Annotated in this window: 17 protein-coding genes, 1 tRNA gene and 1 riboswitch; of the genes, 15 read left to right on the plus strand and 3 right to left on the minus strand. The window is 71.0% G+C overall.

What is annotated here, in order from left to right; genetic code table 11:
• The first annotated feature begins 16 nt into the window (after window positions 1–16).
• Together ACSHXC_RS23275 and ACSHXC_RS23280 are read left to right on the plus strand one after the other, a co-directional pair.
• Window positions 17–613, plus strand: coding sequence for a hypothetical protein (locus ACSHXC_RS23275; RefSeq protein WP_438293459.1), 597 nt, complete (start codon window positions 17–19; stop codon window positions 611–613).
• Window positions 610–2,154, plus strand: coding sequence for a protein kinase domain-containing protein (locus ACSHXC_RS23280; RefSeq protein ID WP_438293460.1), 1,545 nt, complete (start codon window positions 610–612; stop codon window positions 2,152–2,154). Before ACSHXC_RS23275 ends, ACSHXC_RS23280 begins: the two co-directional genes overlap by 4 nt.
• Before the next feature lie 333 nt (window positions 2,155–2,487).
• Here ACSHXC_RS23280 and ACSHXC_RS23285 read toward each other — a convergent pair whose 3' ends face one another.
• Window positions 2,488–4,947 carry a YfhO family protein gene (locus tag ACSHXC_RS23285; protein WP_438293461.1) on the minus strand — a complete coding sequence of 820 codons (2,460 nt, stop codon included), beginning with the start codon at window positions 4,945–4,947 and terminating at the stop codon, window positions 2,488–2,490.
• A 248-nt stretch (window positions 4,948–5,195) separates the two neighbouring features.
• Between ACSHXC_RS23285 and ACSHXC_RS23290 the strand changes: the two genes are divergently transcribed.
• From ACSHXC_RS23290 to ACSHXC_RS23340, 11 genes are all read left to right on the plus strand, one after another.
• The gene (locus tag ACSHXC_RS23290) at window positions 5,196–5,873 is read left to right on the plus strand and encodes a SurA N-terminal domain-containing protein (protein WP_438293462.1); all 678 of its coding nucleotides are present in this window, start codon (window positions 5,196–5,198) and stop codon (window positions 5,871–5,873) included.
• A 21-nt stretch (window positions 5,874–5,894) separates the two neighbouring features.
• Window positions 5,895–6,857 carry a nucleoside triphosphate pyrophosphohydrolase gene (locus tag ACSHXC_RS23295; protein ID WP_438293463.1) on the plus strand — a complete coding sequence of 321 codons (963 nt, stop codon included), beginning with the start codon at window positions 5,895–5,897 and terminating at the stop codon, window positions 6,855–6,857.
• A 459-nt stretch (window positions 6,858–7,316) separates the two neighbouring features.
• Window positions 7,317–8,609, plus strand: a complete 1,293-nt coding sequence (locus ACSHXC_RS23300; RefSeq protein ID WP_438293464.1) for a cytochrome P450 family protein — start codon at window positions 7,317–7,319, stop codon at window positions 8,607–8,609.
• 99 nt (window positions 8,610–8,708) lie between these two features.
• Window positions 8,709–9,740, plus strand: a complete 1,032-nt coding sequence (locus ACSHXC_RS23305; protein WP_438293465.1) for a transglycosylase family protein — start codon at window positions 8,709–8,711, stop codon at window positions 9,738–9,740.
• A 257-nt stretch (window positions 9,741–9,997) separates the two neighbouring features.
• A riboswitch (cyclic di-AMP (ydaO/yuaA leader) is annotated at window positions 9,998–10,166 on the plus strand.
• Window positions 10,167–10,169: 3 nt separating this feature from the next.
• Window positions 10,170–10,880 carry a transglycosylase family protein gene (locus ACSHXC_RS23310; RefSeq protein WP_438293466.1) on the plus strand — a complete coding sequence of 237 codons (711 nt, stop codon included), beginning with the start codon at window positions 10,170–10,172 and terminating at the stop codon, window positions 10,878–10,880.
• A gap of 258 nt (window positions 10,881–11,138) precedes the next feature.
• On the plus strand, window positions 11,139–12,425 hold the full coding sequence (gene eno, locus ACSHXC_RS23315; protein WP_189961500.1) for a phosphopyruvate hydratase: 1,287 nt from the start codon (window positions 11,139–11,141) through the stop codon (window positions 12,423–12,425).
• 101 nt (window positions 12,426–12,526) lie between these two features.
• The gene (locus ACSHXC_RS23320) at window positions 12,527–13,015 is read left to right on the plus strand and encodes an FtsB family cell division protein (RefSeq protein WP_438293467.1); all 489 of its coding nucleotides are present in this window, start codon (window positions 12,527–12,529) and stop codon (window positions 13,013–13,015) included.
• A gap of 31 nt (window positions 13,016–13,046) precedes the next feature.
• Window positions 13,047–13,580 (plus strand): DUF501 domain-containing protein, encoded by a 534-nt coding sequence (locus tag ACSHXC_RS23325; RefSeq protein WP_438293468.1) that lies wholly within the window; start codon window positions 13,047–13,049, stop codon window positions 13,578–13,580.
• Complete coding sequence (locus ACSHXC_RS23330; protein WP_438293469.1) at window positions 13,577–14,542, plus strand: Ppx/GppA phosphatase family protein; 966 nt, start codon at window positions 13,577–13,579, stop codon at window positions 14,540–14,542. Before ACSHXC_RS23325 ends, ACSHXC_RS23330 begins: the two co-directional genes overlap by 4 nt.
• 369 nt (window positions 14,543–14,911) lie before the next feature.
• Window positions 14,912–16,309: an NAD(P)/FAD-dependent oxidoreductase gene (locus ACSHXC_RS23335; RefSeq protein ID WP_438293470.1), complete on the plus strand. Its 1,398-nt coding sequence runs from the start codon at window positions 14,912–14,914 to the stop codon at window positions 16,307–16,309.
• A 223-nt stretch (window positions 16,310–16,532) separates the two neighbouring features.
• Entirely contained in the window at window positions 16,533–17,825 is a 1,293-nt protein-coding gene (locus tag ACSHXC_RS23340) for a class I SAM-dependent methyltransferase (protein WP_438293471.1), read from the plus strand.
• An 87-nt stretch (window positions 17,826–17,912) separates the two neighbouring features.
• On the opposite strand, the gene ACSHXC_RS23345 is transcribed toward ACSHXC_RS23340, so the two are convergent.
• Both ACSHXC_RS23345 and ACSHXC_RS23350 read right to left on the minus strand, forming a co-directional pair.
• Window positions 17,913–20,444, minus strand: a complete 2,532-nt coding sequence (locus tag ACSHXC_RS23345) for an ABC transporter permease (protein ID WP_438293472.1) — start codon at window positions 20,442–20,444, stop codon at window positions 17,913–17,915.
• Window positions 20,445–20,654: 210 nt separating this feature from the next.
• Window positions 20,655–21,425 carry an ABC transporter ATP-binding protein gene (locus ACSHXC_RS23350; protein ID WP_189961493.1) on the minus strand — a complete coding sequence of 257 codons (771 nt, stop codon included), beginning with the start codon at window positions 21,423–21,425 and terminating at the stop codon, window positions 20,655–20,657.
• 443 nt (window positions 21,426–21,868) lie between these two features.
• On the opposite strand from ACSHXC_RS23350, the gene ACSHXC_RS23355 reads away from it, so the two are divergent.
• Both ACSHXC_RS23355 and ACSHXC_RS23360 read left to right on the plus strand, forming a co-directional pair.
• Window positions 21,869–21,950: transfer RNA gene (locus tag ACSHXC_RS23355), tRNA-Leu, on the plus strand.
• A 155-nt stretch (window positions 21,951–22,105) separates the two neighbouring features.
• Window positions 22,106–22,981: a Bax inhibitor-1/YccA family protein gene (locus tag ACSHXC_RS23360; RefSeq protein ID WP_438293474.1), complete on the plus strand. Its 876-nt coding sequence runs from the start codon at window positions 22,106–22,108 to the stop codon at window positions 22,979–22,981.
• Window positions 22,982–23,138 lie beyond the last annotated feature (157 nt).

Raw genomic sequence — 23,138 nt, forward strand, 5'->3', positions numbered from 1 at the left:
AGTTCCAGGAGCAGAGATGCACGGCCCCGGCTATGGACCGCCGCAGCCCCGCCCCTCGGGCGCGGGGGCGATCGCGCTGCGCGTGCTGTTCGCGCTGCTGCCGCTGCTCAGCATCGGAATGCTGTCGTGGACCGCGCTGCTGCGGCTCGCGATCGTGACCCGGCGCGGGGCGCACTGGGCGCTGTTCTGGGCCCAACTCGCCGTATTCGTCTTCTTCTTCACCTTCATCGTGGCCGCCCCCGACGAGAACGACTGGCGGACGGACGTCGGGATGATCGGCCTGCTCGCGCTCGCCGTGGCCAGCACGGCGTACTTCCTGTACGCCGACATCCGCCACGCGGCGCAGGCACCGTTCGCCGTGCCCCCGTTCGGCCAGTACGGGGGGCCGGCCGGTTACGGTCCGCCGCACATACCGGGGACGCACATACCGGGGGCCACGGCCCCGCAGTTCGGGCCGTACGTGAACCCGTACGCCGACACCCCCGTGCCGAGCACGCCCCCGGCCCCCGTGCCCCCGCACACCCCGGCCGCGCCCAGGATCGAGCAGGTCAGGGCCGAGCTCGACGAGCTGTCGCAGTACCTGCGCAAGGGGACCGAGGGCGAGGCCAGGTGACCGAGGGGCGGGTCGTCGCCGGGCGCTACGAACTGGCGGCGCTCCTCGGCCAGGGCGGCATGGGCCAGGTGTGGACGGCGTACGACCAGCGCCTGGACCGCCGGGTCGCGGTGAAGCTGCTCCGGCCGGACCGGGTCGCGGGCGTCGGATCCGCCGAGGAGGTCGACGAGCTGCGGCGCCGGTTCGTGCGCGAGTGCCGGGTGACCGCGCAGGTCGACCATCCCGGGCTCGTCACCGTGCACGACGCGGGCAGCGACGGCGACGACCTGTACCTCGTCATGCAGTACGTCGAGGGCGCCGACCTCGCCGACCACCTCGCCGAGCACGAGCCGTACCCCTGGCCGTGGACGGTGGCAGTCGCCGCCCAGCTGTGCGCGGTGCTCTCGGCGGTGCACGCGGTGCCGATCGTCCACCGCGACCTCAAGCCGCGCAATGTGATGGTGCGCCCCGACGGCACGGTGACCGTGCTCGACCTGGGCGTCGCCTCCGTCCTCGACTCCGACACGACCCGGCTCACGCACACTGGTTCGCCCATCGGCTCGCCCGCCTACATGGCGCCCGAGCAGGCGATGGGCGGCGCGGTCGGCCCGTACACCGATCTGTACGCGCTCGGGGTGCTGCTGCACGAACTGCTCAGCGGGGACGTCCCGTTCGCGGGCTCCACCGCGCTGGGCGTCCTGCACCGCCACCTGTACGAACCGCCCGTCCCGGTCCGCAGACTGCGCCCCGAGGTACCCGAACCGCTGGAAGCCCTCGTCCTCCGCCTCCTGGCCAAGGACCCCCAGTCCAGGCCGAGTTGTGCACAGGAGGTGTACGAGGCGCTGGTGCCGCTGCTTCCGGTGCGGGGCGGTCCAGGACCCGCGGGGCCGCTCGACCCGACCCGGCCGTTCCTGCGCCCGCACGCGCCCTGGCCGGACCGCGCCGCGGCCACCGCGTCCGGGCCGGTCGCCCCGCCGGTGCCCTCCGGGCCCCCGCGGCCCGATGTCGCGGGCGCGGTCGACGAGGTCAAGCGGCTGCTCGGCGAGGGCCGCATCACCCAGGCCGTCGACATCCTCGGCTCGATCCTGCCCGCCGCGGCGGCCGAACACGGCGAACGGTCGCCGGTGGTACGCATCCTGCGCAAGCAGTACGCGGCGACGCTGATGGACGACGGGCAGTACCGGCGCGCCCTGCCCGAGCTGCGCCGGCTCGCCGCCGACCGGGCGGCCGAGGCGGGCCCCGCCGACCCGCAGGCCCTGGACTTCCGGCACGACGTGGCCCAGTGCCTGGAGCAGCTGGGCGAGGCGGGTGCGGCGCTGGCCGAGTACCGGGCGGTGTTGCCCGGCTTCGAGGCGCGGGACGGGTCCGCCGACCCGTCCCGGGTGTTCGGCATCCGCCATCGGATCGGGCACCTGCTGCTTGCGGTGGGCGACCACGGGGCGGGACATCAGCAACTCCAAGCGCTGCTGTGGGATGCGGAGCGGGTGTACGGGGTGCAGCACCCCTACCCCGCCGAGCTGCGCCGCGCCCTCGCCCGCCAGCGGGAGGTGCGGGGAGGGTGAGCTGTCCGCTGGGTGCGGGTGCGGGTGCGGGTGCGGGTGCGATGGTGCGTGCGGGCCGGCGTCGCTGGCTGCGCAGTTCCCCGCGCCCCCCATATGGCCTCCTAGGGCCGGGGAGCGTGAGCGTGCTGCGGGGTGCGGTTGTTCGGCCTCGGGCCGTGGGTGGCTGGTCGCGCAGTTCCCCGCGCCCCTAGCGGGTTTGCTCCTAGCAGGAGCGCCCCTGGCAGGGGGGGCATTTCAGCCTGTCATGGGGGTCCCCCCTGGCCCTTAAGGCCTTGGGGGAGTTTGAGGACGAGCGCCCTTAAGGCGCGAACGGGGTCTGGGGCGGAGCCCCAGCTACGCCCCGCCCGTCCGGAACCGGCGGCGTACCGGCCCCCGCACCCCCACCCCCACCAGCGCGAGCAACGCCCCCACCCCCACCGCCGAGCCCGACCGCAGGCCCGGGGGACGGAAGTCGCAGGACACCGAGCGAGCCCCGGCCGACAGCGGGACGGCGACCAGGCCCAGATAGTCGCCCGCCGGAGCCGCCCCCGCCCCGTTCACCTCACAGCTCCACCCCGCGATCCGCGGCATCGCGAACACCGCCGTTCCGCTCGCCCCCGCGGGGAGCTCGGCGTGCACCGAGCTCGACGACACCGAGACCGAGGCGGCCCCCGTCGCCCGCAGCCGGTCCACCGCCCGCGCCAGCGCCCCCCGGTCCAGACACCCCAGCTCCGCGTGGCGATCCGCGGGAGTCAGGGTGATGTGGGAAGCGGGGCCCGGCCCCGCCGAGGGGCCGAAGGGGATCAGCGGCGCCCGCCGGCTGGGCGCGCCGCCGCGCATCTCGACGACCGGGCCGTCGCCGAGGCGCGCGGACCCGAAGTGCTCCGGCGCCCACAGGAAGATGTCGGTCCCGGCCGGGCAGCCCTGCGTGAGGGTGCGGGTCGTGTAGACCCGGGCGCCGAGCAGGAGCTCCTGGTTGCGGAACGGGTTGCTGCCGTACGCCGGTTGGGGCCCGGACGGCCGGAGCGTGACCAGGGGCGGGGTCGCGGCGGCCCGGATCAGGGCGGGGTCGCCGCCCTTCTCGGCGACCCGCACCCGCGCGCCCACCGAGAAGATCGCGTCGGTCACGGGGTTGTCGAGGCTCTGGATCGCCCGCCCCCGAGAGGTCCAGCCGCCGCCGAGCGCGGTCATCGTACGGTTCAGGACTTCCGGGGTGAGGCTGGAGTAGTAGGCGCCGCCCTCGCCGCCGAGCAGCAGCGGGTCGTTGTTGGTGATCTGGCGCTGGCCGGGGTCGGTGCGGTAGCCGGGCCAGCCCGGGGCGTCCGACTCCAGCGCGGCGCGTGCCGAGTGCTCGGCGCCCCAGGCGGGATAGCCGTCCATGCGGGCCGCCCGCTGCTGGTCCCCGTACGCCGTGGTCACGCCCGCCTGCGCGATCTGCGCCCCGGCCAGCAGCGCGAGGGCGAGAAGGGAGAGTCCCCGCCGGCCCCGGCGGGCCAGGAGCAGACCGCCGGTCATGGCCGCAAGGCCCAGGGCGAACAGCGGATACGTCCAGGCCGAGACCAGCTCGCTGAAGGCCGCGCCCGCCGCGATCAGGGCGAGTACGCCGCCCCCGCCGAGCAGCGCGCGGCGCCCGGGGATTCCGTACGACAGACAGATCCAGGCGGCGATCACGAGGATGCCGCACAGGATGAAGGTCTGCCGGTAGGGGCTGCCGTTGGGGGTGACGAAGGCGTGCCAGGCCAGATGGGCCGGCTTCCACTGGAAGGACAGCGCGACGGCGAGCGCGAGCCCGCTCCACGCGTACCGCTCGCGGCGCGGGACCGCGCGGTGGAAGGCGAGGGCGCAGGCGAGAAGCAGCGCGCCGGTGCCGAGGAAGACGGCGGGGGAGGAGAAGGAGTACGTGCCGGGCAGCGTGCGGGCCAGGTAGTCCGGCCAGGACACCGGAGCGAACTCCCGCACCCAGCCCGGATGCGCGTGCTTCGTGCCCAGATAGATGGTGAACAGGAGCGGCGCCGAGAGGCCGATGCCGATCACGAACGAGCGCGTGGCGAGCAGGACCGCCCGCACCCGGCCGCGCCGGTCCGTGTCGCGGTCCACGTACAGCAGGAGGAGCAGGACGAGTCCGGCGCCGATCGTCGCCATGTACGCGGTGTAGAAGTTGGCGATCCAGGCGAGTGCCACGAGCAGCGGGCCGAGCACCGGCCGCCGCCCGGTCCTGGCCCAGTGGCCGACCAGGCAGAGCAGCGGGAAGGCGATCAGGCCGTCCAGCCACATCGGGTTGTAGATCGACTCCAGGACCGACCAGCCGCACAGCGCGTACGAGGCGCCGAGCACCCCGGCCATCCAGCGGCGGGGGGCCGCCGGGCGCAGCGCGAGAAGCAGCACCGTCATGGCGACGGCGGCGGCCGCCATCTTCAGGACGGTGATCACATACACCGCGAGGTCGATCCGGTCGCGTGGGAAGAGAGCGACGAGCAGCGCGAACGGGCTGCCGAGGTACGTACCGAGGTCGGGCAGGAACGAAGTGCCGTACCCCGACTGCCAGTTGAGGAGAAGGCCGCCGTCGGCGCGCCCGTGCAGCAGGTCCCACAGGTGCTCGTGGAAGGGGATGAACTGGTTGCCCAGGTCGTTGATGCTGCGGGTGTGCCGCTGGAGCGGGCCGAGCGGGACGACCCCGGCGACCGCGTCCGCGCCGCACACCGCGATCAGGGTGATCAGTGCGGAGAGGGCGGCGGGGCGGGCGGCCGGGCGGCGGGTGGCAGCGATCCGCACCGGGGCCACCGGTGGGGCGGGGGCGGCTTCGAGGGTCGGCATCGAGGTCCTTTGCTGTGCGCTGCCGTCGAATATGCCGGACCCTCCGGGGCGGCGCAGTGGGCCGGGAACTCAGTTCACGCAATGGACGGCGCGGCTTCACCCGGCTTCACCCCCGCGACCGATGGGGGTCGCGAATCGTTGGGCGAATCAGTGGCCCCGGCCACGCCGACTGCCTAACATCGATCACCGCAAGGTCTTAGCAAGGTCCGTCGCCACGCCGCACGTATCTGCTCCGCCGGGAGGCTCCTTTGCACCGCCGCCGTCGCACCGCGCTCTCCGTCTCCGTCGTCCTGCTCGCCGCGGGCCCGCTCCTCGCGGCCTGCGGCAGTACGGCCCACCCGGGGGCCGCGGCCGTCGTCGGGGGGCAGCGGATCGAGGTGTCCGCACTCCAGGCCGAGGTCAAGGACGTACGGACGGCGCAGGAGAAGTCCCCGCAGTCCGCCCAGCTGATCAAGGACTCGGGGCAGCTCGGCAAGGTGAAGCTGAGCAACATGATCTTCGACCGGGTCCTCGCGCGCGCCGCCGAACAGGCCAAGGTGAGCGTCAGCCGCAAGGACATCGAGGACGCGCGGGCCGCGATGGTCCAGCAGGCCGGCGGCGAGGACCAGCTGCGCGAGCAGGCCCTCACCAATGGCGGGCTCGCCCCGAACCAGATCGACGCGTACGTCCAGCGGCAGGTCACCGAGCAGAAGCTGGCCGCCGCGATCGGCGCCCGCACCCAGCAGGACCTGCTGCCCGCCCTGGTCAAGGCGTCCAAGGCCCTCGACGTGGACGTGAACCCGCGCTACGGCAGCTGGAACGCGAGCCAGATCCAGCTCGCCGACTACCAGGCCCCCTGGCTCGCCAAGCCCAAGCAGCCCGCGGCCCCGCAGGCCGCCCCCGAGGAGCAGCAGGGCGACCCCGGGGACTCCGTCTCGACCGGCTGAGGCAGCGGGTAGGTTCGACGGGTGACTGCTGTTGAAGAACCCGGCCGAATCGTTCTGCTCACCGCGAGCCACCGGGTCGCCCCGGGCCTGCTCTCCTGGCCCGCGTGGCAGACCCTGCGCGCCGCCGACCTCGTGCTGTGCCCCGACGCCGGGCACCCGCAGCTGCCGTATCTGCGCGAGGCCGGCGTGCCGGTGGAGATCTCGGCGCCGGACGCGCAGGAACTGGTCGAGGCCTGCGCCGGGGGCCGGACCATCGTCGTCCTCCCCTCCGGCGAGGGCGACCGCCGCCTCACCGACGGCCTGGCCCGTCTGGCCGGCTCCGGCCGCGTCCAGATGCCGGACCTGGAGCTGCTCCCCGGCTCCTACGACCTGCCGGGCGCCCGCCTGCTCGACCTGGTCCAGGTCATGGACCGCATCCGCCGCGCATGCCCGTGGTCCTCGCAGCAGACCCACAAGGGCCTGGCCAAGTACGCGCTTGAGGAGGCGTACGAGCTGGTCGAGGCGGTGGAGGAGGGGGACCGGGACGAGCTCCGCGAAGAGCTGGGGGACGTGCTGCTGCAAGTCGTCTTCCACGCCCGTATCGCGGAGGAGGACGCGGAGGCTCCCTTCTCGGTGGACGACGTGGCGGGCGGCATCGTGGAGAAGCTGATCCACCGCCATCCGCATGTGTTCGGTGCCGAGACGGCCTCGACGCCGGAGGAAGTGAAATCGCACTGGCTGCGGATGAAGGCGGTCGAGAAGCAGCGTTCCTCCGTGACGGACGGGGTGCCGCTGGGCCAGCCGGCCCTGGCCCTGGCGGCCAAGCTCTCCGCGCGCGCCCGGACGGCGGGCCTGACGGTGCCGCTTCCCTCCGGGGAGGGTGTGGGGTATCGCCTCCTCGCGCTGGCGGTGGAGGCGGAATCGGCCGGGGCCGACCCGGAGGCGGCACTGCGCGCCGCGGCGCGGGCCTACCGAGAGGCAATCCGCTCGGCGGAGGCGGCCTAGCCCCGGCGGGGTGAGCCGGGGCTCAGCCCCGGACCCCGATGGCTCGTGTGGGGTGGGCTGAGGTCCGTTGCCGGGGGCGCTGCCCCCGGGCCCCGCTCCTCAAAGGCCGGAGGGGCTGTATATGAGTACCGCTGCGGACCGTGCGTGGCTGGTCGGGCAGTTCCCTGCGCCCCTGGCAGGGTCGATGCTGGCCCGCATCGGGGCACTTAAGGCCTTGGGCGAGTTCGAGGACGAGCGCCCTTAAGGCGCGAACGGGGTCTGGGGCGGAGCCCCAGGAAACGATCGCCGGGCCGCGCCCGGACATCTCACCCCCGGCGGGTTCAGGGAAGGGGTGGGGAGGGGCCGACGGGGTCTGGGGCGGAGCCCCAGGATCGGGCCGCCGGGTTGTGCCACTGGTGGGACCGGGCGGTTCAGGGGAGAGGGCGGGATACGGTCGAGAGGGCGGGATACGGTCGAGAGGTGCAGGACAACAACCCCATTCCGCCCGCCCCGCCCGCCCCCGAACTCTTCACCTGGGAGTTCGCCACCGACCCGTACCCGGCCTACGCCTGGCTGCGCGAGCACGCCCCCGTGCACCGCACCCGGCTGCCGAGCGGCGTCGAGGCGTGGCTGGTCACGCGGTACGGGGACGCCAAGCAGGCCCTCGCCGACCAGCGGCTCTCCAAGAACCCCGCACACCACGACGAGCCCGCCCACGCCAAGGGCAAAACCGGCATCCCGGGCGAGCGCAAGGCCGAGCTGATGACGCATCTGCTCAACATCGACCCGCCCGATCACACCCGGCTGCGGCGTCTGGTGTCGAAGGCGTTCACTCCTCGTACCGTCGCCCAATTCGCGCCCCGGGTGCAGGAGTTGACCGACCGGCTCATCGACGCGTTCGAGGCCGAGGGGTCGGCCGACCTCATTCACGAGTTCGCGTTCCCGCTTCCCATTTATGCCATCTGCGATCTGCTCGGCGTGCCCCGCGAGGACCAGGACGACTTCCGCGACTGGGCGGGCATGATGATCCGGCACGGGGGCGGCCCCCGAGGGGGTGTCGCCCGCTCCGTCAAGAAGATGCGGAACTACCTGGCCGAGCTCATCCACAAGAAGCGCGAGAACCCCGGCGACGACCTCATCTCCCGGCTCATCGAGGCCAGCGACCACGGCGAGCACCTCACCGAGAACGAAGCCGCCGCCATGGCCTTCATCCTGCTCTTCGCCGGATTCGAGACGACGGTCAACCTCATTGGCAACGGTATGTACGCCTTGCTCCGCAATCCGGGGCAGCGCGAACGGCTTCAGGACTCCCTCGCGGCCGGGGAGACCGGTCTTCTCGAAACCGGGGTCGAGGAACTTCTCCGCTACGACGGGCCCGTCGAGATGGCCACCTGGCGGTTCGCCACCCGGCCCCTGACGCTCGGCGGGCAGGACATCGCGGCCGGCGACCCCGTGCTCGTCGTGCTCGCCGCCGCTGACCGTGACCCCGGGCGCTTCGCCGATCCGGACACCCTCGACCTCGGCCGGAAGGACAACCAGCACCTCGGATACGGGCACGGGATCCACTACTGCCTCGGTGCGCCGCTCGCCCGGCTCGAAGGGCAGACCGCACTCGCCACCCTGCTGCGGCGCCTCCCTGACCTGCGGCTCGCGGTGGAACCTGACGATTTGCGCTGGCGCGGCGGGCTCATCATGCGCGGACTGCGCACCCTGCCGGTCGAGTTCACGCCCTCACCGGAAACATCCGGATGTGACGGTCCGTCAAGACTGTGACTTTTATGTGATCCCCGCTGCATCGACTTGTGACAAGCGTTCGAGTACGGCTACGTTCACCGTTCATTCGGCTCAGCAGTCACACGGAAGGCCTTATCCATGCGCTCCGGGAATGGACGGCATCGTCGACCTCGCCAGGCACCCGCTCTCGTCGTCGCGGCAGGAGTGACCGGATCGGCCATCGCGCTTCCCCTACTCGCCGCGACCGGCGCGAACGCCGCGGACGCGACCACCTGGAACCAGGTGGCCGCCTGCGAGTCCGGCGGAATGTGGAGTGCCGACTTCGGCAACGGCCTGTACGGCGGGCTCCAGTTCTCGCAGGCCACCTGGGAGGCGTACGGCGGCACGGACTACGCGCAGCGCGCCGACCTCGCCAGCCGCGCCCAACAGATAGCCGTCGCCGAGCGGGTGCTCGCGGCCAAGGGGCCGGGGGCCTTCGCGAACTGCGGCACCGGCGCCGGGCTCACCAAGGGTGGCGGCTCGGCGGACGTCGACCCGGGCGCGCCCGACACGTCGACCGGGACGCCCACGCCCGCTCCCGCGACCCCCACCGCCCCGGCGATCCCCACCGCCCCGGCGACCAAGGCGCCCGACGCCACGCCGACGCCGAGCGGCTCCACGCCCGCCACGCCGGCCCCGGGTGCCACGAAGCCGAGCGACCCGGCCAAGTCCCCGACGCCGTCCGCGTCCACCCCGGCGAGCCCCGGCAAGCACCGCGGGGCGCCCTCGCCGGAGGAGAGCGCGGGCACGGCGCCGGGCGGTACGTCCCCGTCCGCCCCGACGACCGGTCAGGCCGACCCGGGCACGCCGGCCGGTACGAGTGGTTCGAACAATTCGGGCAACTCCCCCGATAGCCGCGATTCCGGACGGCACGCCTCGCGAGGTGACGATGCCTCACGTGAGTCCGGTAACGCCCCTGCCGCGAACGGCGACTACACCGTCCGCCCCGGCGACAATCTGTCGGCCATCGCCGAGGCGAACAAGATCCAGGGCGGCTGGCCCGCGCTGTACCACGCCAACGAGAAGCTGATCGGCACCGACCCCAACCTCATCCTGCCTGGCCAGAGCCTGGACCTGAAGGATGCGGCAGCGGCTGTGGCGAACCCGAAGTCGGCGCCGAAGCAGGGTTAGTTCGCAGCCCTATGTCCGGTTCGTGCAAGTGAGACATGGGTCTCTTCGCCTCAACTGGCGTGTCCCGTCTGCCCGGTCCGTCCGCCCCGCCCCTCACCTGCGGAAACGCCCCTTCTGTGGCGGCAAGTAGGGGGGATTTCTCCCCGATGTGCGTCTTTGAACATTGGCGGGGCGTGTGTTTTCGTCGGACTCGCTCGTCACCACGAGCCCCGTCGACCGAGCACGCCGAATCCTGCCGTCGGCCGACGGGAACAGCCGACGCTTATGCGCCGTAGGCAGGAGCGGGGGACCCAAGGTAAGTGCCGGGCCCGGCAGTTCACGTAACTGCCGCAACGGCTTGGGGTGAAGACGGGCGCATCGACGCTCGGCCGGGCAGCTCACGCCCGAACCCGACAGCTCACCTCGCAGGCGTCGGTGAGGAGAACCTCCATGCTGCTTTCCGGCAAGGGCAAGCACCGTCGCCCGTCCAAGGCCGTCCGTGTCGCCACGCTGGCCGGTGTCACCGGCGCCGCCGTGGCCGCCCCGCTGATGGCGGCGGGCAACGCCTCCGCCGCATCCGTCCAGACCTGGGACGCCGTCGCCCAGTGCGAGTCCGGCGGCAACTGGTCCATCAACACCGGCAACGGCTACTACGGCGGCCTGCAGTTCTCGCAGTCCTCCTGGGCCGCCGCCGGCGGCACCCAGTACGCCTCGCGCGCCGACCTCGCCACCAAGGGCCAGCAGATAGCCACCGCCGAGAAGCTGCTCGCGATGCAGGGCCCGGGTGCCTGGGGCTGCGCGAGCGCCGGCAACCTGACGTCCGGCGGCAGCAAGGCCGACGTGGACACCTCCGGTTCGTCCTCGAAGCCGAAGTCCTCGAAGTCTTCGGAGTCCTCGAAGCCGAAGCAGCAGGCCCAGCCGCAGCCGAAGGCGAAGAAGTCCGAGCGCACCGAGTCCGCGCCGGCCGCCCGCGACGAGCAGCGCACCGAGCCGGTCAAGCAGGGCAACGGCGAATACACCGTCAAGTCCGGCGACACCCTCGGCGGCATCGCCGCCGCCAACGGAGTCAAGGGCGGCTGGCAGAAGCTGTTCGAGCTGAACAAGGACATCGTCAAGGACGCGAACCTGATCTTCCCGGGCCAGAAGCTGCACCTCGGCTGAGACCGACCCGCCCCCAGATCGCCCCGGCCCGGCGCGCATTCCCCCGTACGCGCCGGGCCGGGGTTTTCGCTGTTACCCGGCAGTAGTGTTGTGGTCCTTTGCCCGGAATCAGGGCCTTTGGGCCCTTTTTCGTCCCAGGAGGCGGGCACTCGGCTGGCCGGAGCTCCAGAGCCGGTTAGGCTCTTGTCGCAAGGCGAACGCGACCCCGCACGACCTTGCACTGCTTGCGTCACATCTAGCGTCACATCCCAGAAGGAGATGCTCGTGCCGTCCATCGACGTCGTCGTAGCCCGGGAAATCCTGGACTCCCGAGGCAACCCCACGGTCGAGGTCGAGGTCGGCCTCGACGACGGCAGCACCGGTCGTGCTGCAGTTCCGTCCGGCGCCTCCACCGGTGCCTTCGAGGCCATCGAGCTTCGTGACGGTGACCCGAACCGCTACGGCGGCAAGGGTGTCGAGAAGGCCGTCCTCGCCGTCATCGAGCAGATCGGCCCGGAGCTCGTCGGCTACGACGCCACCGAGCAGCGCCTGATCGACCAGGCCATGTTCGACCTGGATGCCACGGACAACAAGGGCTCGCTCGGCGCCAACGCCATCCTCGGCGTCTCCCTCGCCGTCGCGCACGCCGCCTCCGAGGCCAGCGACCTGCCGCTGTTCCGCTACCTGGGCGGCCCGAACGCGCACCTGCTGCCCGTCCCGATGATGAACATCCTCAACGGTGGGTCGCACGCCGACTCCAACGTCGACATCCAGGAGTTCATGATCGCCCCGATCGGCGCGGAGTCCTTCTCCGAGGCCCTTCGCTGGGGTGCCGAGGTCTACCACACGCTCAAGGGCGTCCTGAAGCGCAAGGGCCTGTCCACCGGCCTCGGCGACGAGGGCGGCTTCGCGCCGAACCTGGAGTCCAACCGCGCCGCCCTGGACCTCATCCTCGAGGCCATCAAGGAAGCCGGCTACGCCCCGGGCAAGGACATCGCGCTCGCGCTCGACGTCGCCGCGTCCGAGTTCTACAAGGACGGCAAGTACGAGTTCGAGGGCAAGTCCCGCTCGGCCGCCGAGATGACCGAGTACTACGAGGAGCTCGTCTCCGCGTACCCGCTGGTCTCCATCGAGGACCCGCTGTTCGAGGACGACTGGGCCGGCTGGAACACCATCACCTCGCGCCTCGGCTCCAAGGTCCAGATCGTCGGCGACGACCTGTTCGTCACCAACCCCGAGCGTCTCTCGCGCGGCATCGAGGAGGGCTCCGCCAACGCCCTGCTCGTCAAGGTCAACCAGATCGGTTCGCTGACCGAGACCCTGGACGCCGTCGAGATGGCCCAACGCAACGGCTTCAAGTGCATGATGTCCCACCGCTCCGGCGAGACCGAGGACGTCACCATCGCCGACCTCGCCGTCGCGGTGAACTGCGGCCAGATCAAGACCGGCGCCCCGGCCCGCTCGGACCGCGTCGCCAAGTACAACCAGCTGCTGCGCATCGAGGAGATCCTCGACGACGCCGCGGTCTACGCGGGCCGCTCCGCCTTCCCGCGTTTCAAGGGCTGACATTTGATGGGCTAAAGCCCTAGCCAGTCGTACGTACGTCCCCGGCCGCGGTCCCGTACCGTGTCCGGGGACGTACGTGTGTAAGGGGAGGCGGGAGAGCGATGGGCAAGAACGCCAAGACCGCGGACCGTGACCGGTTCTCCACCGCGGCCCGGCTCAAGGTGCTCGGCGAGCAGACCGCTGCCCGCGTCTACCGATCGCAGACCAAACGGCAGGCCCGCCGCTCCCGGCTCACCGGCCGGGCGGCGCTGCTCGCCCTGGTCCTCTGCTCGCTGATCGTGGCGCTCGCCTACCCGATGCGGCAGTACGTCTCGCAGCGCGCCGACATCTCAGACCAGAAGCGCAGGGCCGTCGAGGCCCAGAAGGCGGTCGAGAAGCTGCGCGACGAGAAGGCACGCCTCCAGGACGACGCGTACATCGAGAAACTGGCCCGCGAGCATCTGCACATGCAGTTCCCGGGGGAGACCAGCTTCACCGTCGTCGACCCGGGCGCGGCGAACAAGCACCACGAGGACAAGGCCGCGACCAGCCGCGCCTGGCACTACAACCTCTGGGACGGCGTCGACAACGCCGACCGCCCCGCCAACTGACCACCTGCTAGCGATAGAGACTGACCCAGGCATGGAAACGCCCCCGCCCCAGACCGAACGCACCGAGCCCACCGACGCGGACATCGCCGCCTTCAAGCAGCAGCTGGGCCGCCCGCCGCGCGGGCTGCGCGCGATCGCGCACCGCTGCCCCTGCGGCAACCCGGACGTCGTCGAGACGGCCCCGCGCCTGGAGGACGGCACGCCCTTCCCGACGACGTACTACCTGACGTGCCCGCGCGCGGCCTCCGCGATCGGCACCCTGGAGGCGAACGGCGTCATGAAGGAGATGACGGAGCGCCTCGCGAGCGACCCGGAGCTCGCCGCCGCCTACCGCGCCGCGCACGAGGACTACATCGCGCGCCGCGACGCCATCGAGGTCCTGGAGGGCTTCCCGAGCGCGGGCGGCATGCCGGACCGGGTCAAGTGCCTGCACGTGCTCGTCGGCCACTCGCTGGCCGCGGGCCCGGGTGTGAACCCGCTCGGCGACGAGGCGATCGCCATGCTGCCCGAGTGGTGGGCCAAGGGCCCGTGCGTGACGCCGTGCGGCGGGGAGGACACCAAGTGACGCGCGTCGCCGCGATCGACTGCGGTACGAACTCGATCCGCCTGCTGGTCGCGGACGCCGACCCGGCCACCGGGGAGATCACCGATCTGGACCGGCGCATGACGATCGTCCGGCTCGGCCAGGGCGTCGACCGCACCGGGCGGCTCGCCCCCGAGGCCCTGGAGCGGACGTTCGCGGCGTGCCGCGAGTACGCCGCGGTGATCAAGGAGCTGGGCGCCGAGCGCATCCGGTTCGTCGCGACCTCCGCCTCGCGCGACGCCGAGAACCGGGACGACTTCGTACGCGGCGTCCTCGACATCCTGGGCGTCGAGCCCGAGGTGATCTCCGGCGACCAGGAGGCCGAGTTTTCCTTCACCGGCGCCACCAAGGAACTGCACGCCGATAAAGAGGGGGCGGAGCCCCTTCCTTGGAAGGGTGGTGGCGGGCGACGGACGGGCGACTACCTGGTCGTCGACATCGGCGGCGGCTCCACCGAGTTCGTGGTCGGCTCGCGGACCGTGGAGGCCGCCCGCTCGGTCGACATCGGCTGTGTGCGGATGACCGAGCGCCACCACCCCGGCGACCCGGCCACGCCCGAACAGATCGCCGCGATCCGCGCCGACATCGAGGCCGCCCTCGACCTCGCCGAGCAGACCGTGCCGCTGCGCGAGCCGCGCACCCTGGTCGGCCTCGCGGGCTCGGTCACCACCGTCGCCGCGATCGCGCTCGGCCTCACCGCGTACGACTCGGCAGCCATCCATCATTCACGTATCTCTCACGACGAGGTCGCCGCGGTCACCGAGCGCCTGCTCGCCTCCACCCACGAGGAGCGCACCCGCATCCCCGTGCTGCACCCGGGCCGGATCGACGTCATCGCGGCCGGTGCGCTGGTGCTGCTCGCCGTCATGGAGCGGACCGGGGCCCGTGAGGTCGTGGTCAGCGAGCACGACATTCTGGACGGAATCGCCTGGTCGGTCGCCTGATCGCGGTCCCGGGAGGGCCGTTGGGCCCGGCCGCGCGAGAAAGTTCGTGAAGTTCTTCACAAGGAATTGGGGCTCCCGGGCCGAGGTTTGTGGTGCCAAGACCGCTTTCCGAGGCTCAGGGGCCCCTTCCGCGCGCATTCCAGACGGTGGTTGCCGTGTTACGCCTGCGTTTCCTACGGCAGTGGTCCAGCGGGCCCGGGGCCGTGCAGGCCAGTTCAGGAGGGGTGAACAACGTTCTCCCCTATACGGTGGTTCCCTCATCGCGCCATGACCTCGGTCACGTGGGCCGCGCAGTGTAGCAGAGCCCCTGTCAGACCTTGTGAAGGGGCGCACGAGCGGGGGCCCATCGGCGGGTGGATACTCGATGGCATGAGCACCACGGAGCGTCCCAGGATCCTCGTAGTAGGTGGCGGGTACGTAGGCCTGTACGCAGCGCGACGCATTCTGAAGAAGATGCGTTACGCGGAAGCGACCGTCACGGTCGTCGACCCGCGCTCGTACATGACGTACCAGCCCTTCCTCCCCGAAGCCGCCGCAGGCAGCATCTCGCCGCGTCACGTCGTCGTCCCGCTGCGACGCGTCGTGCGCGGAGCCGAGGTGCTCACCGGCCGGGTCACCAGCATCGACCAGGACCGCAAGGTCGCCACGGTCGCGCCGCTCGTCGGCGAGGCCTACGAGCTGCCCTTCGACTACCTGGTCATCGCGATGGGTGCGGTCTCCCGCACCTTCCCGATCCCCGGTCTCGCCGAGCAGGGCATCGGCATGAAGGGCGTGGAAGAGGCCATCGGCCTGCGCAACCACGTTCTGGAGCAGCTCGACAAGGCCGACTCCACCACCGACGAGGACGTCCGCCGCAAGGCGCTGACCTTCGTCTTCGTGGGCGGCGGCTTCGCCGGCGCGGAGACCATCGGCGAGGTGGAGGACATGGCCCGCGACGCGGCCAAGTACTACACCAACGTCAAGCGCGAGGACATGCGCTTCATCCTGGTCGACGCCGCCGACAAGATCCTTCCCGAGGTCGGCCCGCAGCTCGGCACCTGGGGCAAGGAGCACCTTGAGGGCCGTGGCATCGAGATCTACCTCTCGACCTCCATGGACTCCTGCGTGGACGGCCACGTCGTGCTGAAGAACGGTCTGGAGGTCGACTCCAACACCATCGTGTGGACCGCCGGCGTCAAGCCCAACCCGGCGCTGTCCCGCTTCGGCCTCCCGCTCGGCCCGCGCGGCCACGTGGACGCCCAGCCGACCCTCCAGGTCACCGGCACCGACTACATCTGGGCCGCGGGCGACAACGCCCAGGTCCCGGACCTCGCCGCGATCAAGGCTGGCGTCCCGGCCGAGCGCGCCTGGTGCCCGCCGAACGCCCAGCACGCGCTGCGTCAGGCCAAGGTCCTCGGTGACAACGTGGTCTCCGGCATGCGGGGCTTCCCGCAGAAGGAGTACTCGCACTCCAACAAGGGTGCGGTGGCAGGCCTCGGCCTCCACAAGGGCGTCGCGATGATCGTCATGGGCAAGATGAAGATCAAGCTCAAGGGCCGTCTCGCCTGGTACATGCACCGTGGCTACCACGGTCTGGCCGTGCCGACCTGGAACCGCAAGATCCGTGTCTTCGCCGACTGGACGCTCGCGATGTTCCTCAAGCGCGAGGTCGTCTCCCTCGGTGCGATGGAGACCCCGCGCGAGGAGTTCTACGAGGCGGCCAAGCCCGCCCCGGCCCCCGCGGCCAAGGCCGAGGACAAGGCCGGCGCGAAGGCCAAGGCCTCCTAGCCTCAGCAGCGTTACCCCGAAGGGGCCGTCCGCCATCCGTGGTGCGGACGGCCCCTTCGGCGTACCCGGCCCTGCGCGATCCCGTTCATGATCGGTTTCCGGCCAGGAAGATGGTGTATGCAGACATCCTGTCACTCCCCTGCGTGCTAGCGGGATTGCTCCGTGCCCGGGCACTGTTGACCGGGGTGCTGAGACATTTCTGCGAGGTACGGAGGTGTGCACCATGGCCGACGCGGCGCTGCGGCTGACCGCTCTTGCCGAGGAATTGCTGGGGGAGGCCCTCCCGGTACGAATCCGGGCGTGGGACGGCAGTGAGGCGGGCCCGCCCGGTGCTCCGGTTCTCGTCGTACGCCACCGGCGCGCGCTGCGCCGGCTGCTGTGGAAGCCGGGCGAACTGGGCCTGGCCCGCGCCTGGGTGGCGGGCGAGATCGACGTCGAGGGCGACCTGTACGCGGCGCTCGGCCTGCTGGCGGGGCTGATCTGGGAGCGCGGCGGCGAGCCCAAGGACACCCTCCACCCGGTGCGCGACCCGAGGCTGCGGGCCGCCGCCAAGGCCCTGGTGAAGCTGGGCGGCGCGCTGCCCCCGCCGGCCCCGCCCGCCGAGGAGATGCGCCGCCGTACCGGCCCGCTGCACACCAAGCGCCGCGACAAAGAGGCGATCAGCCACCACTACGACGTCGGCAACGACTTCTACGGGCTGGTGCTCGGCCCGTCGATGGTCTACTCGTGCGCCTACTGGGAGAGCCCCGAGGCCACCCTCGAAGACGCCCAGCGCGACAAACTCGACCTGATCTGCCGCAAGTTGGCCCTGAAGGAGGGTGACCGGCTGCTCGACGTCGGCTGCGGCTGGGGCTCCATGGCCATCCACGCGGCCCGCGAGTACGGGGCCCACGTCGTCGGCATCACGCTGTCGCGCGAACAGGCCGCGTTCGCCCGCAAGCGGATCGCCGAGGAGGGGCTCACCGACCGGATAGAGATCCGCGTCCAGGACTACCGCGACGTCAAGGACGGCCCGTTCGACGCGATCTCCTCCATCGGCATGGCCGAGCACGTCGGCTCGGTGCGGTACGCGGAGTACGCCGACATCCTGTACGCGCTGCTCAAGGACGGCGGGCGGCTGCTCAACCACCAGATCGCCCGGCGCCCCGAGCGGGACGAATCGGCGTACCGGGTGGACGAGTTCATCGACAAGTACGTCTTCCCCGACGGCGAGCTCGCCCCGGTCGGCCGCACCCTGGCCACCCTGGAGGAGGCCGGGTTCGAGGCCCGCGACGTCGAACCGATAAGGGAGCACTACGCCCTGACGCTGCGTCACTGGGTGGCGAACCTGGAGTCCGACTGGGCCCGCGCCGTGCGGTGCACGAGCCCCGGCCGGGCCAGGATCTGGCGGCTCTACATGGCCGCCTCGGCGATCTCCTTCGAGCGCAACCGGATCGGCGTCAACCAGATCCTCGCGGTGAAGACTCCGGTGAGCGGCACCTCGGGAATGCCGCTGAGGGCCCGCACGTGGAACTGAGCGGCCTGTGACATGACGGCGAAGGGGCCCGGGAGCAAAAACTCCCGGGCCCCTTCAACTCCCGTAAATCTACCGGCAGTTGACGATCTACTCGGTCTTGATGGCGGTCAGCATGTTGAGCTTCGCGGCGCTGCGGGCCGGCCACATGGCGGCGAGCACGCCCACCAGGCCGGCGAGCAGCAGGAAGATGCCGATCCGGTCCCACGGGATGACCAGCGCGTAGTTCGGGATGGACTTCTTGATGGTCTGGCCGATGGCCCAGGCGAGGAAGGAGCCGAGGCCGATGCCGATCACCGCGCCGAACATCGAGATGACGATGGCTTCCAGGCGGATCATGCGCTTGACCTTGCGGCGGTCCAGGCCGATCGCCCGCAGCATGCCGATCTCCTGCTGACGCTCGAACACCGACATCGCGAGGGTGTTGACGACACCGAGGACGGCGATGATCAGGGCCATCGCGAGCAGGCCGTACATGATGTTGAGCAGCGTGTTGATCATGCCGCCGAACTCGTTGCGGATGTCCTGCTGGTCCATGATGCTGATCGCCGGGTTGTCACCGAGCGCGCTGACCAGGGCCTTCTCGTTGGCGCTGGTGGCGCCGCCGTCCGTCTTGACGAAGATCTGCGGGATGTAGGGCTTGGTCTCGTGCGGGTCGAGCACGGAGGTCGGGGCGAGCACCGGGTCCAGGAACTCGTTCTCCTTGTACGTCGCCCCGATCGTGAGCTGGCCCTTCTTCTTGTCCGCGAACTCGACGGCGACCTTGGAGCCGGGCTTCCAGTTGTGCTTGGCGGCGGTCTTGTCGTCGACGGCTATCTGGCCCTGGCCGAGGGTGGCCAGCGAGCCGGACACCGGCTCGACGTTGATGACCTTTTCGATGTCGCCGGGGGTGACGCCGGCCACCGACTGGTCGTGGCCGTCGAGCTGGAGGTACGAGGACTCCTTGGGGGAGACCGCCGTGACGCCCGGGGCCTTGCGCAGCGCGGACAGGACGTCCTTGTCGAGGCCGGAGCCGTTGGCCGCCATCTGGACCATGTAGTCGGCCTTGATGTTGTCGGTCGTCATCTTGTCGATGGCGGTGCCGAGCGTGACGCCGAGCACGGACAGGCCGGTGACCAGGGTGAGGCCGATGGCGAGCGCGGAGGCGGTGGCGCCGGTGCGGCGCGGGTTGCGCACCGCGTTCTGGCTGGCGAGCTTGCCGGAGACGCCGAACACCTTGCTGAGCGCGGGGCGTACGAGGGCGATGATCGGGCGGGACAGGAGCGGGATCAGGATGATGATGCCGACCAGGGCGAGGAAGGCGCCGAGGCTGATGAGCATCTTGCCGTCCTTGCCGGCGGCGGCACCGGCCATGACCGCGCCCGCACCGGCGAGGGTGATCACGCCGCCGATGGAGTTCCGTACGACCAGGGACTTGGTGGTGGCCACGCCGTGCACGCTGTTCATGGCGGCGACCGGCGGGATCTTGGCTGCGCGCCAGGCGGGCAGCAGGGCGGCGATCAGGGTGACGAAGACGCCGACGGCGAGGGCGGCGATCACGGGGGTCGCCGAGACGATCAGCGGGCCGTCCGGCAGCTTGGCGCCGAAGGCGCCCATCGCGGACCGCAGCCCGGTCGCGAGGCCGAGACCGAGCGCGAAGCCGATGGCGGAGGCGATGGTGCCGACCACGAGTGCCTCGGCGAGCACCGAGCGGCGGACCTGGCCGCGCGAGGCGCCGACGGCACGCATCAGGGCGAGCTCACGGGTGCGCTGGGCGACCAGCATGGTGAAGGTGTTGGAGATCAGGAAGATGCCGACGAACAGCGCGATCGCGGCGAAGGCGAGGAGTGTCTGGTTGAGGCCGCTGAGGCCCTGCTCGATGTCCTTGGCCTCCTGGTCGGCGAGCTCCTGGCCGGTCTTGGCGTTCGCGTCCTTGGGGAGCAGCGGCTTGACCTCGGTGAGGATCTTCTGGGCGTCGGCGCCGGGGGTGGCGGCCACGCTCACGTTCTGGAAGTAGCCCGGCTTGAGGTAGAGCTGCTGCGCGACGGCGGTGTCGAACAGGACGAGGCTGCCGCCCGCGTTGACCGCGCCGTCCTCGGTGGTGAAGACGCCGGTGAGCTTGTACTGCTTGACCGGCCCGTTGGTGGCGACCCGTACGGTGTCGCCGACCGCGTACTTGCCCTTGTCGGCGGTGTCCTTGTCGAGGGCGATCTGGTCGTCCTTCACCGGGCCCGAGCCCTGCGCGAAGGTGTACGCCGGGTCCTTGCCGTCCTTGCCGGGGGCGAAGTTGCCGCCCTTGTTGGCCCAGCCCTGGCCGATCAGCTTGCCGTCGGTGCCGGCCACACCGGCGAAGCCGTCCACCCGGCCGGTGGCCGAGGCGACCCCGTCGAGCTTCTCGATCTTCTGCAGGGTCTGCTTGCTGACACCGGGCTCCCGCTCGGCGTCGTCACGGCTGCCGTACGAGGTGACGGCGACGGCCACCTTGTCGTAGCTCTTGGACGACTGGTTGCGGAAGGCGTTGCCGAGAGTGTCGGTGAAGACGAGCGTGCCGGAGACGAAGGCGACGCCGAGCATGACGGCAAGCACCGTCATCAACAGCCGGGCCTTGTGCGCGAGCACGTTGCGCAGGGCGGTACGGAACATGGGTTTCTTCTCAGTCCTGGGTGATCGAGGGCCGGTCGGCAAGCATCGGGCGGCCAGCCCCTCCAACTCCGGACGCCGGAAAACTAGCCCCTCCGGCGTTTGAGGAGCGGGGGTCTGGGGGCGGAGCCCCCAGCGGTGCCGGGCGAGGGCGCAGGGGCCCGGCGACAAGGGGCTGGGGGGCCTGGGGGCAAAGCCCCCAGCGGCTCGGGGTCAGCTGGTGCGGCCCTTCGCATCGAAGGCCTTCATCCGGTCGAGCACCCCGTCCGCGCTGGGCCGGAGCATCTCGTCGACGATCCGCCCGTCGGCGAGGAATATGACCCGGTCCGCGTAGGACGCGGCGACGGGGTCGTGGGTCACCATGACGACGGTCTGCCCGAGCTCGCGCACCGAGTTGCGCAGGAAGCCGAGGACCTCGGCGCCGGAGCGCGAGTCCAGGTTTCCGGTCGGCTCGTCACCGAAGATGATCTCCGGCTGGGAGGCGAGCGCGCGGGCGACGGCGACGCGCTGCTGCTGGCCGCCGGAGAGCTGGGTGGGGCGGTGGCCGAGCCGGTCGGAGAGGCCGACCATGGCGATGACCTGGTCGAGCCACTGCTTGTTGGGCTTGCGGCCCGCGATGTCCATGGGGAGCGTGATGTTCTCCAGGGCGGTCAGCGTGGGCAGCAGGTTGAACGCCTGGAAGATGAAGCCGATCTTGTCGCGGCGCAGCTGCGTGAGCTGCTTGTCCTTGAGCGAGCCGAGCTCGGTCTCGCCGATGCGGACGGAGCCGGAGCTGAAGGAGTCGAGGCCGGCGACGCAGTGCATCAGGGTGGACTTGCCGGAGCCCGACGGGCCCATGATCGCGGTGAACTCGCCCTGCCGGAAGTCGACCGTGACCTGGTCCAGGGCGACCACCTGGGTCTCGCCCGTGCCGTAGACCTTCGACAGCTCGATGGCGCGGGCAGCCACCGCGGTCGCGCGGTGTGCGGTGGGGATGGTGGTCACGGAGGTACTCCTGTCGAACGGCTTTCGGGGACTTCTCCATCCTCGCGGCCGTGCGGCGCCGGATCGTCAGTCCCTGTGCCCGTTCACTGGCCCTCTTGAGTCGGACGGAAGAACCCCCTCCGTCCTCCTGAGGTATGACGGCACCCCTGAGAAGCGCGCGGGGCCGAGGCGGGCTCCGCCACCGCTCCAGCCGCGCTCCGGCGAGCTGTGCCAGCGTCGGGTGAGAGGCCGAACCGGGCATCGACTTTCCGTCATTCCGGACCCGTATTTCGGGCACCCCGGACGCCCCTGCCAACCGCCTCCGGCATGTGCCAACACCGCCCGAGCTGTGCTGACACACCCTCAGGCGTCAATAAAATAAGACAACATCGGGTGGTTGTTCCGCTGTTCGGGGGATGCGTCGGGCTAGGCTCGTCCCGCGAAACGCGGAGCCGCGCGCCCTTGCCCGGATGGTGGAACGCAGACACGGCGAGCTTAAACCTCGCTGGCCTTCGGGCCGTGCCGGTTCGAGTCCGGCTCCGGGCACTCATGCAGGTTCCGGCTTCCCGCGCGTCGGGTCGTCGGACCCTTGCACCCCTCTCCTTCACGCGTGAAGATCCTCCCTAGGCATTACGTCGGTTTCTTTGCGAGCCCATTACTCTTGACGACAAGGCCGCGCACGGTGGCCATGGAGGAGTGAGATGAGGAGCAGCAACCCGGTCTTCTCGCGACGGGGCTTCAGCCGCGACAACGGCTACGCCGGTTTCAACACCGCGCAGCAGCCGCAGGCCGGGGGCAACCCGTACGCGCAGGCGCCCACGAACCCGTACGCGACGAATCCGTACGCCCAGCAGGACACGCAGTACGGCGCCCCGCAGGCGCCGGCCCGCTCCGGTGTGATGACGATCGACGATGTGGTCACGCGTACCGCGATGACGCTCGGCACGGTCGTCGCCGGTGCGGTCGTGGCGTGGCTGGCGCTGCCGGTCGACGCGGCGAACATCGGCAAGTCGTACGGCATCGCGTTCGGCGCCGCGCTGATCGCGTTCGTCCTCGCCATGGTGCAGTCCTTCAAGCGCAGGCCGACGCCGGCGCTGATCCTCGGGTACGCGGCCTTCGAGGGCGTCTTCCTCGGCGTGATCAGCTCGGCCGTCACGACGCACGTGTCGGCGGGCGCGGTCCCGCAGGCGGTGCTCGGCACGATGGCGGTTTTCGCCGGTGTGCTCATCGCGTACAAGACCCGGCTGATCCGGGTCAACCGCCGCTTCACCGGCTTCGTCATGGCCGCGGCCATCGGCTTCATGCTGTTGATGCTGGTCAACCTGCTGTTCTCGGCGATCGGCGGGGGTGACGGTCTCGGCTTCCGCAGCGGTGGCCTCGGCATCCTCTTCGGGATCATCGGGATCGTGCTCGGCGCGTGCTTCCTGGCCATCGACTTCAAGCAGGTCGAGGACGGGATCACGTACGGCGCTCCGCGCGAGGAGTCCTGGCTGGCGGCCTTCGGTCTCACCATGACGCTGGTGTGGATCTACCTGGAGGCGCTGCGGCTGATCTCCATCCTGCAGGGCAACGACTGACGCCTGCGCCGCGGAACACCACGAGGGGCCCCGCCCCGGGCATCGCCCCGGGACGGGGCCCCTCGCCTTTTGCTTTCCCCACCCCGCCCCTTCCCGAGACCCTCCGGGGGTGGGTGGGTTCGGCTGCGGGCCGTGGGTGGCTGGTCGCGCCCGCGCG

The organism is Streptomyces sp. HUAS TT7, from assembly GCF_051550175.1.
GTDB lineage: Bacteria > Actinomycetota > Actinomycetes > Streptomycetales > Streptomycetaceae > Streptomyces.